The following is a 13675-nucleotide window of genomic DNA, read 5'->3' as shown; positions in this document are numbered from 1 at the left end:
GGTCCAAAGGCCGCCAAGCCCAAACAAAAAAAAACCCCGCAGCCACATAAAGGCGCGAGGCAAAAAATTGGTTGGTTGCGGCCAACCAAAGGAGCTCAGTCAAATACACACAACGGGCAAAATCAGATGCAATCCTGCGCAGCCCGCTCAAAACTCGAAGGCAAAAGATTCGAAGCCAACAAATGCCGCTCGTAGATAAACACCTTGCCGCCATTACCCGCCTTGTACGCCTCCAGCACGTTGTCAGCAGAAATCTTGCTCGGCACCACAATCCGGTAACTACGCTGAGTCTGCGACACCGTCGGCTTCAGCGCACTGCCCTGCAACTTCGGCACAACACAGTCAGCGTATTGCGCAGGCGTCTTGCTGGTCTGCAAAGTCAGGCTCGGGTTGTTCGGCGCCGAAGCGCAACCAGCGAGCAATAAAGAAGCGACAGCCATGGCAGGCACGAATAAAAGACGCATCGGTAAAATCCTGAAAATAAAGGTTCGGTTCAACCAGCAACGGTCCAGCCTCACGGAGCCGCCGTTGCCATTTATGTTTTAAGTGTTCAGCTCGACGCTACCAGCGCCTTGAGCGACACATCGAATTGCTTCAAGGCATTGAGTTGCAAGTCACGCTGCCTGTCGATCTGCGCAGCAATGGCCGGTGCCGCCTGGTTATGCACCCACACCGAAGGCAACTGTTTCTCGACGGCGCCTTCAGCCTTGCCGATGTATTGCAGGTCGGCGTCATAGAAGCGTGCGGTGAACCGCGCTTCGACCAGGCTGTTACGTTGGGTCAATAGCCGATTGAACGTGTCGAGCTTCACCACCACGTCCGGATGAGCCTGCACCAGCGCATCGAGGTTGTCGTAAACAGTCACCGACAAGAACTGCTGTTGCAGCGAACTCACCAGCCAGTCGATGGCCAGTTCCGGATCGGAACTGCCGACAAAGGCTTCGCGAATCCGCGAGTCGAGCGCATCTTTTGCGCCGTTGACCGCCATGTCGTGGTAACGCTCAAGGTATTGCAGGTTGTCCAGAGTGTTCTCGCTGAGCAACACACCGACGGTTTGCGAATGCTGCAAGGTCGTACTGCTGCCAGTAATGGTCTGCAAGTGACACGACCCGGCGTCGGCTGCGTAAGTCGGGGCTGTGAACAGTGCGCCGCCTGTCAGCAGGGCGACCAAAGCCAGTCGTATCATTGTCTTCATCGCGCAGATTCCTTGAGCGGCGTGTTCGATGGAGGCAATTTTCCGCCGATTGCCGACAAAGCAGAACTTGCGTTTCTTGATGGTCACTATTACTTCTAGCAATAGTTGCGCGACGTGCAGACTGATACACACTCAATACAACTAGAAAAAGACCAATGAGGAACCTTCCTTGAGAACGTTTGACCTGATCCGAGACGCCGTGCTGCCCGACTTCCGCGAGCGCGTGGCCGAGTACCTGGTCCAGTACGAAAGCATACTGCTGGACAAAGACCTCACCGACCCGCAGCTCATCACAGACACTGCCAATCAGTTGCGCGGTTACCTGCGCGGGCTCAACACCACCCGCGTACTGGGTATGGCTTACTGGGAAGAACTGGATCGTCGAGTTGTCGACACCTGGCTCGCGCCCGAGCGATGACCGATTGGCGCCGTGGTTGGGGGGACGGCGAACAACCGCGCTCTCCCCGCTGCCAGTGGTCTGCGCGGCAACACGCCCTCTGCGAAAAAATCCCCTGAACGCTTACAATCGCCGGTCTAACTGCCAATCAGACAGGCTCATCCAGAAATGCCGCTCGACCCACCTACGATGCTGACCATTTCCATCGCCCTCGCAGCCGCTGCCGCGCTGTATCTGGCGATCGAGTGGCGCAGCATTCGTGAGCCTTCGCTACTGTTCTGGAGCGCCGGTTTCGCCACCATCACCGTCGGTTCCACCCTGGCTCTGCTGCGCAGCAGCGGTTTTCTGCTGATCGGCATCTGGTTTGCCAACGGGCTGCTGGTGACCGCGCATTTTCTGTTCCTGCTCGGCGTGGCGCGCTTCACCCAGATACGGCTTTCGCCGGCCTGGTACCTGATCTTCGTCACCTGGCTGGTCATGCTGTTGCTGCCAGACGGGCCGCTGTGGTCGAAGGTCATGCTGGCGGCCAATTCGCTGCTGGTGGCGCTAGCGACCCTCAAGGCCAGCTCGCTGCTGCGTCCCCATGGCAAATCGTTGAGCGTCGGCGCGGTGCAGCTGCGTTATGTTCTGCTTGGTCACGGAATTTTCTACGTGGCCAAAGCCCTGACGGTGGTGATTCCCGGCACACTGATCGATCTGGCGGCGTTTCGTGGCGAAATCATTCAAATTTCCCTGGTCGAAGGCGCAATGGCGATCATGTTGATCGCCCTGTCGATGACCGGCACCGAACGTTATCGCCGGGAAAAACAGATCGCCCGCCTTGCCGAGCGTGATCCGCTGACCGCCCTGTACAACCGCCGCGCTCTGGAAAAACGCGCGCCGCGCCTGCTCGAACAGGTTTCGCCAGAGCATCCCGGCGCCCTGCTGCTGATCGACATCGACAACTTCAAACTGGTCAACGACCAGTACGGCCACACTGCCGGTGACCGCTTGTTGATCGCCTTGAGCGAGATGATCCGCTCGGTGTTGCCGCGCAATGCGTTGACGGCGCGCCTGGGCGGTGACGAGTTCGTTATCCTGCTCAGCAGCGCATCGAGTGAGCGCGTCATGGAACTGGGCAACGCACTGCGCGAGCAGTTTCTGAACACGACCTCTCAGACATTCCCCACCACCGCTGCCGTGACCCTCAGCATCGGCGCCAGCCTGTTCGACAAACCGCCTGCCAGCCTCACCGCACTGATCGAACAAGGCGACGCCGCCCTCTACGAATCGAAACGCGGCGGACGCAATCGCCTGCGCCTGACCGGGCTCACCATCCCAGGATAATAAAAACCATGTCCAGCCTCGATACTCCTCTGCAAGACCTCGCTGCCCCCGAAGGCGTCTGCTACGGCTGCGGCGGCCGCAACCCGCACGGCCTGCACGTCAAAAGCCATTGGCATGAAGACGGCGTGCACGTCATTGCCGAACACCTGCCGGAGGCCAAGTACTGCGGCTGGCCGGATCTGGTCTACGGGGGGCTGATCGCGATGCTGGTCGACTGCCATTCCAACTGGACGGCCATGGCCTACCACTACCGCGCGGAGAACCGCGAACCTGGCAGCCTGCCGCGTATCGACTGCGTCACTGGCAACCTTGGCATCAAGTTCATCAAACCGACGCCGATGGGCGTACCGCTGATTTTGCGGGCGAAAGTCGAGGGTGACGTCGGGCGCAAGACTCGGGTGATTTGTGAGGTGTTTGCCGGGGATGTGCTGACGGCAGTGGGTGATTCGGTGTTTGTGCGGGTCGATACCGGGCAACTGGCGGATGCGGCGCATGGGCGGAAAAGCCAAAGCCCCTCACCCTAGCCCTCTCCCAGAGGGAGAGGGGACTGACCGCGGTGTTTGGTTGAAATACGCCGACCTGAGATATCGAGTCGAACTCGGGTTTTGCAAAATCCTCACCTCAGCCCTCTCCTTGGGGAGAGGGGACTGACTGCGGTGTCTGGTTGAAATACGCCGACCTGAGATAGCGAGTCGAACTCGGGTTTTGCAAAATCCTCACCTCAGCCCCCTCCTTGGGGAAAGGAGACTGACCGAGGCGTCTGGTTGAAATACGCCGACCTGAGATATCGAGCCGAACTCGGGTTTTGCAAAATCCTCACCTCAGCCCTCTCCTTGGGGAAAGGAGACTGACCGAGGCGTCTGGTTGAAATACGCCGACCTGAGATAGCGAGCCGAACTAGGATTTTGAAAAGCTCACAGATCAGCTCCCTCTCCTTGGGGAGAGGGCTGGGGTGAGGGGTGAATTCACCACCGAGCCCGATGTGAAACCGGCTTAAACCTGCCTCAAATTCGCCCGCGCCGTATGCAGCTTTTTATAGCTCTCGATCAAGCGCAAATGCCGATCCAGCCCTTCCAGCTTCATGCTGGTCGGCGTCAAACCGTAGAAGCGCACGCTGCCGTTGACCGAGCCAATCGCCGCATCCATACGCTCATCGCCAAACATCCGGCGGAAGTTGGCTTCGTAGTCTTCCAGCTGCAGATCTTCGTCCAGCTCCATCTCCAGCACCACGTTGACCGCTTGATAGAACAAGCCGCGCTCAACGGTGTTGTCGTTGTACTGCAGGAAGGCTTCGACCAGATCCTTGGCTTGCTCGTACTTCTGCAGCGCGAGGCAGATCAGCAGGCGCAATTCCAGAATCGTCAGCTTGCCCCACGGCGTGTTGTCGTCGAACTCGACGCCGATCAGCGTGGTGATCTCGGTGTAATCGTCCTGCTCGCTGTTTTCCAGGCCTTGGGCGAGGTTGCGCAGGCCGACTTTGCTCAGGTTGTGCAGGTTGAGAATGTCGGCGCGGAATTGCAGGGCTTTGTTGGTGTTGTCCCAGATCAGGTCTTCGACCGGGTAGATCTCCGAGTAGTCCGGCACCAGGATGCGGCAAGCCTTGGCACCGATGTGCTCATAAACCGCCATGTAGACCTCTTTGCCCATGTCTTCAAGGATGCCGAACAGCGTCGCGGCTTCTTCGGCGTTGGAGTTTTCGCCTTGGCCTGAGAAGTCCCACTCGACGAATTCGAAGTCCGGCTTGGCGCTGAAGAAGCGCCACGACACGACACCGCTGGAATCGATGAAGTGCTCGACAAAGTTGTTCGGTTCAGTGACGGCCTGACCGGAGAACGTTGGTTGCGGCAAGTCGTTCAAACCTTCAAAACTGCGGCCCTGCAACAGCTCGGTGAGGCTGCGTTCCAGCGCCACTTCCAGGCTCGGATGCGCGCCGAACGAGGCAAACACGCCGCCGGTGCGTGGGTTCATCAGGGTCACGCACATCACCGGGAATTCACCGCCCAGCGACGCATCCTTGACCAGCACCGGGAAGCCCTGCTCTTCCAGGCCTTTGATGCCGGCGAGGATGCTCGGGTATTTCTCCAGCACTTCCTGGGGCACGTCTGGCAGGGCCATTTCGCCTTCGAGGATTTCGCGTTTCACCGCACGCTCGAAGATCTCCGACAGGCACTGCACCTGCGCTTCGGCCAAGGTATTGCCGGCGCTCATGCCGTTGCTCAGATAGAGGTTTTCGATCAGGTTGGACGGGAAGTACACCACTTCACTGTCGGACTGGCGCACGAACGGCAGCGAGCAGATGCCACGCTGAGTGTTGCCGGAGTTGGTGTCGAACAGGTTCGAGCCACGCAATTCGCCGTCACGGTTGTAAATCTTCCGGGTGTATTCGTCGAGGATCTCGCTCGGCAACTCGTCTTTCGGGCCCGGCTTGAACCATTGCTCGTCCGGATAGTGGACGAACTCGGCGTTGGCGATCTCTTCGCCCCAGAACTGGTCGTTGTAGAAGAAATTGCAGTTCAGGCGCTCGATGAACTCGCCCAATGCCGAGGCCAGTGCGCCCTCTTTGGTCGCGCCCTTGCCGTTGGTGAAGCACATTGGCGAATGCGCATCACGGATGTGCAGCGACCAGACGTTAGGCACGATATTGCGCCAGGAGGCGATTTCGATCTTCATCCCGAGGTCGGCGAGGATGCCCGACATGTTGGCGATGGTCTGCTCCAGCGGCAGGTCCTTGCCAGCGATGAAAGTGCCTGCGTCCGAGCCGGCAACCGGCATCAACAAGGCCTGGGCATCGGCATCGAGGTTTTCGACTTCTTCAATGATGAATTCCGGGCCGGTCTGCACGACCTTCTTCACCGTGCAGCGATCAATGGAACGCAGGATGCCCAGGCGATCTTTCTCGGAGATGTCCGCCGGCAATTCCACCTGGATCTTGAAGATCTGGTTGTAGCGGTTTTCCGGGTCGACGATGTTGTTCTGCGACAGGCGAATGTTTTCCGTGGGGATGTTGCGCGTGTCGCAGTACAACTTCACAAAGTACGCCGCACACAACGCCGACGATGCCAGAAAGTAGTCGAACGGCCCCGGTGCCGAGCCATCGCCCTTGTAGCGTATGGGCTGATCGGCGATCACCGTGAAGTCGTCGAACTTGGCTTCAAGTCGAAGGTTGTCGAGAAAGTTGACCTTGATTTCCATGCGGGATTACCAGAATACGGCTAAACGAATGGCGGCCATTATCCGGTTTTTGCGCGGGAAGTCTTGCCCTTTCGGGATTGGCCGCTGATCGGCGTCCTGCTCTTGGGAAGACAAATCACGCGGGGTTCACTACGCTTTCAGAGCAGTCGCCGAGAACAATCTGAACATTGCGCCCGCGCCGTGGTTCTAGATTCAGAAGACAGCGGATCAAGGACGAGCACATGGACCTTTCCAGCTATGCAGCCCCGCTTCCACCGCGCCAAAGCGCCGTCACCCGCCGCTTGGCCTTCGCGGTCGGGGCGCTGTTTGTCAGCGGTGTAATTGCGGCGGCAGTCGCTTTGCTGGGTATCGCCGAGCGCCTGGACAGCGAAGAGATCAACAAGACCGGCTTTTACTCGGCTCGCGCGCTGGAAAACCGCATCACTGCCTCGAAAAACTACATCACCAGCTACGCCTACTGGACCACCGCCTACGAGCATTTGAGCGGTCAGGTCGACACCGACTGGGCTTACTCCGAGCAGAACCTCGGCAAAACCCTGTTCACCAGTGACGGCTATGACGGCGTGTTCGTCCTCAACCGCGAAGGCACCCGTTACGCGGTGGTGCGCGGGCAAATGGTCGATGCCGAGCTGTCCGCGTTCGTTCAGGTGAGCGCCACGGAATTACTGGATCAAGTGTTGGGCCAAGGTGACCTGACCAAGCCAGTCAGTCGCTATTCACTGTTCGAGGGCTGGCCGGCGCTGGTGTCGACGGCAGCGATCATTCCCAACGATGAGCGACCACTCGGCGATCCGCAGACTTCTTCGGTGCTGGTGTTCGTCGACAAACTCACGCCGACCAAATTGCGCCTGATCGGCAGCGGTTACGGCTTGAATAACCTGACCCTGGCACTGGACGATACGCTCGACCCGAACCGCCCTCGCGTGCCGCTGGACAGCACCGGTTACAGCCTGGTCGCTGATCTGGAACGGCCCGGGCAACATTTATTGTGGTCATTGCTGCCGCCACTCGGCGCGACGATTGTGGTGCTGATGCTGCTGACCGCGTACTTCTTCCGTCACGCCTTGCGTTCATCGCAGTACGTCGACCAGAGTTTTGCCGTCATGCAAACCTCAAATCAAGCACTGGAAAACGCCAACCGGGAGCTGGAAGCCAGCGAAGAACGCTTTCGCGCGGTGGCCGAAGCGGCTTCGGACTGGATCTGGGAAGTCGATCGCGACCTGGCGCTGACGTACCTGTCGGCGCGCTTCAGCGAAGTGACCGGTTACCCGCAAACCCTGTGGCTGGGGCAAGACATCGGCCAGTTGCTGTTTTGCGACACCACGCCACTGGAACTGTGGCTGAAGAAACTCACCGAGGAAAACAACGCCAGTGATTTACGCTGCACCTACCGTGACCACGCCGGCCAGCAACGCCACTGTCGGTTGTCCGCCCGGCCGATCTTCGCCAAATACGCGGTCATCGGCTATCGCGGCACCGCCAGCGACATTACCGACGAAGTCGCCGCCCATGCGCAGATCCAGCATTTGTCGATGCACGACGCCCTCACCGGCCTGCCCAATCGCAACAAACTCGCGCGTTATCTGGATGAAGCGCTGCTGCTCAAGGAGCACGCGCCGCCACTGTCGTTGCTGATGATCGACCTCGACAACTTCAAACCGATCAACGATTCACTTGGCCATCCGGCCGGTGATGCCGTATTGCAAGAAGTCGCTGTGCGCCTGCGTGAATGTACCCGCGAGCATGACATCGTCGCGCGTCTGGGCGGCGACGAATTCATCGTGGTGCTCAACGGCATGGACAGTCCGCACGAAATCGACAAATTCTGCACCCGTCTGATCGGCAGCCTGCATCAACCGGTGATCTTCGAGCATCATCCGCTGCATATCGGCGCCAGCATCGGCATCGCGCTCAGCCGACGCCACGGGTATGTGCCCAGCGATTTGATCCGTTATGCCGACATCGCTCTGTATCAGGCCAAATCCGAGGGCAAGAACACCTGGTGTTATTTCGAAGCGCACATGAGCGATCAGATCCAGACGCGCCGGCAGATGGAGGATGACTTGCGTCACGCGCTCAAACACAACGAATTCATCCTGCACTATCAGCCGCGCTACAAGGTCGATGGCAAGCACATCGTTTCGGTCGAAGCGCTGGTGCGCTGGCAACACCCGACCAAGGGCTTGCTGGGTCCGGACTTGTTCATTCCATTGGCGGAGCAGACCGACCTGATCGTCCCGCTCGGTCGCTGGGTGCTGCGCGAAGCCTGCGAAACCGCGCTGGGCTGGCCGGAGGATATTCTGCTCTCGGTCAATCTGTCGCCGGCGCAATTTGCCGTCAGCGATGTGGTCGAGGATGTTCGCGAAGTGCTGGTGCAAACCCGCTTCCCGGCCAGTCGCCTGGAGCTGGAGATTACCGAGAACGTAATGCTCAATGACACCGACGGCGCCCTGACCACCATGAATGCCCTGAAAGAACTCGGCGTGCGCCTGAACATGGACGACTTCGGCACCGGGTACTCATCGCTCGGTTACTTGCGCGCCTATCCGTTCGACGGGATCAAGATCGACAAGCGCTTCATCGCCTCGATCAGCAGCGGCACCAATGATCGTGCGGTGGTGCAGGCGATCATCGGGTTGGGCAAAGCCATGGGCCTGACCGTGACCGCCGAAGGCGTCGAGACCGAAGAGCAACTGGATATTCTCGGGGTCGATCAATGTAACGAAGTGCAGGGTTACTTCATGAGCCGGCCGATCGACAAAGCAGCATTTGCGCGGTTGCTACAAGATTCCAGAGGCGCCACCCTGAAAGCGAAGAAGGGACGCGTGACTTGAGCGATTCAACCGTTTATTCGACTCGAGTCAGCGGTAAACACGTTGCCCGCATCACGTACCAACTGCCGCCACTCGGCGCTGGTGATCAGCCCTTGCTCCTCCATTTCATCGGCAGCCTTGAGCAGTTCGTCGTACTGTTCTTCCGGGTCCAGGCGCATCTGCGCCTGCGTCGCCAGTTTTCGCCATGCTGCCAGTTTTTCTTGTTTTTCTCGTTTGCGCTGATCGAACATCGGGGGTGATCTCGTGGGGGACTTCCTTGATAGAAAGACACGAGATCACAGTGGTTCAGCGTAATCGACGGATGGACTGCTTGCTTCTAAAGGGCTTGGCCGATCAGCAATCATGGATACACCGCTGAACCTTGTAGGAGTGAGCCTGCTCGCGATAGCGGATTGCCTGTGGCGGATGTGTTGGCTGGCGCACCGCTATCGCGAGCAGGCTCACTCCCACAGGGATTGGGGCGGTTTGTCAGAACTTCTCGGCCACCCGCTGGTATGGATAATCCGGCTCCCGGTACTTGCCCGGTTTCTGCCGTTTGGGCAACTCGACCTTCTCGCGTTTCACATCCTCATAAGGAATGCTACTGAGCACATCGCTGATGATGTTCAGCCGTGCACGGCGCTTGTCGTTGGAATCGGCCACCCGCCACGGCGCATGTTCGGTGTCGGTGTACTTGAACATTTCATCCCGCGCCCGTGAGTAGTCGTACCAGCGACTGTAGGACTTGAGATCCATCGGTGTCAGTTTCCAGGTCTTGCGTCCGTCGTTGATGCGCGCCTCAAGCCGGCGGGTCTGCTCTTCGGGGCTGACTTCCAGCCAATACTTGAGCAGGATCACCCCGGACTGGACGATGGCGTGTTCGACCCACGGAACGGACTTGAGAAACTTGTCAGCCTGCTCGTCCGTACAGAAGCCCATCACCCGTTCGACGCCAGCGCGGTTGTACCAACTGCGGTCGAAAATCACCACTTCGCCGCCCGCTGGCAGATAAGGCAAATAACGCTGCACATGCATCTGGCTTTTCTCGCGATCGGTCGGCGCCGGCAGCGCCACCACGCGGAAGACACGCGGGCTGACGCGTTCGGTCAGCGCCTTGATCGTGCCACCCTTGCCGGCGCCATCACGCCCCTCGAAGACAATGCAGACCTTGACGCCCTTGGCGATCACCCACTCCTGCAACTTGACCAGTTCGACGTGCAGCTTGCGCAACTGCTCGAGGTAATCCTTGTTTTTCAACTTCGGGGTTTCAGGCGCCTTGGCGGCGTTCTTTTTGTCTTTTGCCATGACCTTGGCCCTCTCCAATAAATGCAGAAACAGACTGTTGATTGACGGGATGCACCAGACACGTGAGGTTAGTTCATGCCGTGCTGTTTGCCATTGCCGGGCAAAAAGCCAAATTGCCATGTGTTTCGTTCGTTCTTTGTTACGTCGCACTGTTCATTGCCCGTTCTTGCCTGCCTGGAGTTTTTCGATGCCGTCGTCCAAATCCCTGCCCACCGCCCTGCTCGGCCTGGCCCTAGCCTGCCCGGCGATGGCCGAGACTCAAGGTCTGGAATTGGGGCAAGTGCTGATTTCGGCCGAGGATCGCAACGGCAGTGATGTCTCTGTTGAGGAAGCCAAGGCCCGCCTCGATCAGGTGCCCGGCGGCACCAACGTGGTCGACATGCGTCAGCCATTGCAGGGCCGGGTGGCGAGCAATCAGGATGTGCTGGCGTATCAGCCGGGGGTTTATGCGCAGTCGGCGGGCAACGAAGGCGTGAAAATCTCGGTGCGTGGCTCAGGCATCAACCGCGCACCGGGCGCTCACGCGTCGGGGCTGTACACCATGCTCGACGGCCTGCCGCTGAGCGGTCCGGGCGGCACGCCCTATGAATTGCTCGAACCGCTGTGGGTCGATCACGTTGAAGTATTGCGCGGGGCCAACGGCTTTGATCGCGGTTCGCTGGCCTTGGGCGGCGCCATCGATTACGTCAGCCACACCGGCTACAACGCGCCGAAACTTCAGGTGCGCTACGCCACCGGCAGCCACGGCTATCAGCAGCGCCAGGTCAGTTCCGGGCAAGTGCTCGGCGATTTCGATTACTACGTGTCGCTGACCGACTCCAACGCCGATGGCTATCAGGATCACACCGCCAGCGAGAGCAAAGGCGTGATCGCCAACTTCGGCTATCGCTTCAACCCGAACCTGGAAACCCGCTTCTATATCCGCTACCGCGAGACCGACAACGACCTCGCCGGTCGCGTGACCAAGCACTCCATCGAGCACTCGCCTCGCGCGGCCAACCCGTCCTATGTGGCGCGCGACGATAGCCGAAAACAGCCGGGCAGCACCTTCATCGGCAACAAGACCACCTATTACATCGACGACGATTCGAGCATCCAGACCGGCCTCGTTTACCACGACTACCCGATGGACCTGCGTGAAGGCCCGAACCGCTTGAAGGTCGCTTACACCGACGTCAGCGGCACGTTTGACTACAAACGCCGCGACACGATTTTCGGCATGGAAAGCCGCAGCAATGTCGGCCTGCGCGTGACCAAACACCTGCCCAACGACGGCGCCAGCGAGTTCGTGCGCATCCCCACCGGCAACACTGCCAGCTACGTGCCGGGCACGCGCATGCGCAACTTCACCTATCAAGGGTCGGACACCGTTCTGCATTTTGGCAACGACCTGGAAATTGCCGACGACCTGTGGCTGACCACCGGCCTCGCTGCCATCTACACCCGCCGCGAAAGCGCTGTGACCTACCCGCAGAGCGGCGGCAAAACCAGCATGAACGACTGGGACTACGCACCGCGCCTTGGCCTGCGCTACCAGATCACCCCGGACCTGCAAGTGTTCGGCAACCTCAGCCGCGCGGTCGAGGCGCCGCACCCGTGGTCGCTGATCTACAGCTCCAACGTGCGCTTCCCGGCTGGCAACGGCGCGGCGACCGGCACGCAGAAAGACCCGATCGAACTGCAAAACCAGACCGCGACCACGCTGGAACTGGGCGGTCGTGGCGACAGCGCCGTCGGCGAATGGAGCCTGGCGTGGTACTACGCGCAAGTACGGCATGAATTGTTGTCGGTGTTGCCGGATCCCAACGCTGTCACACCGTATGAGCTCAACGCCAGCCCGACCGTGCACCAAGGCATCGAAGCGAGCCTCAACAGCAAACTCTGGTCGGCCGCCGATGGCCGTCAGTTGAGCTTGCGTCAGGCGTATACCTTCAGCGACTTCCACTATCGCGATGATGATCGTTTTGGTGACAACCGCTTACCCGGTCTGCCGATGCATTACTACCAGGGCGAATTGCGCTACGACTGGCCGCAGGGTTTCTTTGCGGCGGTGAATACGCAACTGGTGTCCAAAGTTGCGGTGGATTACGCCAACAGTTATTACGCTGATCCTTACGCACTGTTCGGCGCGACGCTGGGGTACAACGCGCCGAAGGGTGACTGGCAGGGTTGGGTGGATATGCGCAATTTGACCGACAAGCACTACGCGGCCACGGTTACGCCGGGGTATGACGACAAAGGCCTGGATGCCGCACGGTCTACGCCGGGTGAAGGGATGGGGGTTTATGTCGGGGTGTCGTGGAGCCTGCTCTGAAGCCTTCCCCCTGCTGGCGATGGCGGATAGGCTGTGCCGAAGAAGTTGACTGATCCACCGCCATCGCTGGCCAGCCAGCTCTCACAATGATCTGCGCTGTACCGCGACTTTGTGAGCGACCCGCAAACCTGAGGGAGCGGGCTTGCCCGCGAAGGCGTCAGTCGAACCAGCGTCGATGTAACTGATCGACGCTTTGCTCTGTTTTAGACCGAGTCACGGATGAACACCATGGATACCCAACCAGAAAACCTGCTGGAAAAAAGCCTCAAACGGGCCGCCGACGAACCGGCACATCGTCCCGAGTTTTTCAACACCCTGTTGAATTCGAACGTTTACATTCTCGGCACCGCCGGAGAAGCAGACGGCCACGTCAATCTCGAAGCCGGCAGCAACATCAGCATCGCCCATTGGCAAAAACCGGACGGCACCCCGGTCATCCCGTTTTTCTCGTCACTGCAAACACTGCAACAGTCCATCGACAGCGAGCAGTCCTACCTCGAAATACCCGCCCGATCGTTGTTCGAAATCACACTGGGCGCCCTGCTCTGTCTGAATCCGAAGTCGCCGTACGGCAAAGAGTTTTTCCCGCAAGAGGTGCACAATTTGCTCGCCGATGCCGTTGGCCAGACCGCCACGCAACGCACGGTCGAGAAAGAAACCAACGTGCTGCTCGGCCAGCCCACCGAATACCCATCCAAAATGGTCCATTCGCTCACGCAGTTGCTCGCCAAACATCCCAATGTGAAGCGCGCGTTTCTCGCATTGATGCATGACACCTCGCAGGATGAAAAACCGCACTTGATCGTGGGTATCGAGGCGGACGGCGATATTGACCGTGTTATGCGTGAGGCGGGCAATGTTGCCGGGGATACCGCACCGCAGGGCGAGCCGGTTGATTTGTGCCGGGTGTCCCAAGGTGAAGCTGGCCTGAGTGATTACTTTCTCAGGGAAACCACGCCCTTCTATGAGCGCAAGTGGGGCAATAAACTGCGTTCTTTCCTCGGGTTTGGCAAAGCGTGATTGAACATGCACCCGGACCTTGGGTACTGGGCGAGACCGCCTCAAGCAGGTCAGTCGGCATTAACGGCAACACTCTTCGATCACTTCCACATTCCCCCTAAACACTGTTTGGA

Annotated in this window: 11 protein-coding genes; 6 read left to right on the top strand and 5 right to left on the bottom strand. The window is 59.1% G+C overall.

What is annotated here, in order from left to right:
- Positions 1-122: 122 nt before the first annotated feature.
- Both ACOYXJ_RS22690 and ACOYXJ_RS22685 read right to left on the bottom strand, forming a co-directional pair.
- Complete coding sequence (locus ACOYXJ_RS22690; protein WP_150795685.1) at positions 123-464, bottom strand: hypothetical protein; 342 nt, start codon at positions 462-464, stop codon at positions 123-125.
- A gap of 86 nt (positions 465-550) precedes the next feature.
- Positions 551-1195, bottom strand: coding sequence for an ATPase (locus tag ACOYXJ_RS22685; RefSeq protein WP_460371564.1), 645 nt, complete (start codon positions 1193-1195; stop codon positions 551-553).
- A 169-nt stretch (positions 1196-1364) separates the two neighbouring features.
- Here ACOYXJ_RS22685 and ACOYXJ_RS22680 point away from each other — a divergent pair, with 169 nt between their 5' ends.
- The 3 genes from ACOYXJ_RS22680 (at position 1365) to ACOYXJ_RS22670 (ending at position 3442) form a co-directional block, all read left to right on the top strand.
- Positions 1365-1613 carry a hypothetical protein gene (locus ACOYXJ_RS22680; RefSeq protein ID WP_150795687.1) on the top strand — a complete coding sequence of 83 codons (249 nt, stop codon included), beginning with the start codon at positions 1365-1367 and terminating at the stop codon, positions 1611-1613.
- Between the two features lie 147 nt (positions 1614-1760).
- Entirely contained in the window at positions 1761-2918 is a 1158-nt protein-coding gene (locus ACOYXJ_RS22675; RefSeq protein WP_460371562.1) for a GGDEF domain-containing protein, read from the top strand.
- Between the two features lie 8 nt (positions 2919-2926).
- Positions 2927-3442, top strand: a complete 516-nt coding sequence (locus ACOYXJ_RS22670; RefSeq protein ID WP_460371561.1) for a PaaI family thioesterase — start codon at positions 2927-2929, stop codon at positions 3440-3442.
- A gap of 469 nt (positions 3443-3911) precedes the next feature.
- On the opposite strand, the gene ACOYXJ_RS22665 is transcribed toward ACOYXJ_RS22670, so the two are convergent.
- The gene (locus ACOYXJ_RS22665) at positions 3912-6110 is read right to left on the bottom strand and encodes an OsmC domain/YcaO domain-containing protein (RefSeq protein WP_460371560.1); all 2199 of its coding nucleotides are present in this window, start codon (positions 6108-6110) and stop codon (positions 3912-3914) included.
- Positions 6111-6331: 221 nt separating this feature from the next.
- Here ACOYXJ_RS22665 and ACOYXJ_RS22660 point away from each other — a divergent pair, with 221 nt between their 5' ends.
- A complete protein-coding gene (locus ACOYXJ_RS22660) occupies positions 6332-8944 on the top strand; it encodes a bifunctional diguanylate cyclase/phosphodiesterase (protein ID WP_460371558.1) in 2613 nt (870 codons plus the stop codon).
- 5 nt (positions 8945-8949) lie between these two features.
- Here the strand turns inward: ACOYXJ_RS22660 and ACOYXJ_RS22655 are convergent, their stop codons facing one another.
- Together ACOYXJ_RS22655 and ppk2 are read right to left on the bottom strand one after the other, a co-directional pair.
- Positions 8950-9174: a hypothetical protein gene (locus ACOYXJ_RS22655; RefSeq protein ID WP_460371556.1), complete on the bottom strand. Its 225-nt coding sequence runs from the start codon at positions 9172-9174 to the stop codon at positions 8950-8952.
- A 238-nt stretch (positions 9175-9412) separates the two neighbouring features.
- On the bottom strand, positions 9413-10228 hold the full coding sequence (ppk2, locus tag ACOYXJ_RS22650) for a polyphosphate kinase 2 (protein WP_460371554.1): 816 nt from the start codon (positions 10226-10228) through the stop codon (positions 9413-9415).
- Positions 10229-10415: 187 nt separating this feature from the next.
- Between ppk2 and ACOYXJ_RS22645 the strand changes: the two genes are divergently transcribed.
- A complete protein-coding gene (locus tag ACOYXJ_RS22645; RefSeq protein WP_460371552.1) occupies positions 10416-12542 on the top strand; it encodes a TonB-dependent receptor family protein in 2127 nt (708 codons plus the stop codon).
- 228 nt (positions 12543-12770) lie between these two features.
- Positions 12771-13562 (top strand): enhanced serine sensitivity protein SseB, encoded by a 792-nt coding sequence (sseB, locus tag ACOYXJ_RS22640; RefSeq protein WP_460371550.1) that lies wholly within the window; start codon positions 12771-12773, stop codon positions 13560-13562.
- Positions 13563-13675: the final 113 nt, after the last annotated feature.

It is taken from the genome of Pseudomonas sp. Tul2A7, from assembly GCF_054790505.1.
Note: the sequence above shows the minus strand (reverse complement) of the source record. Positions and strands in the feature narration are given on the sequence as shown.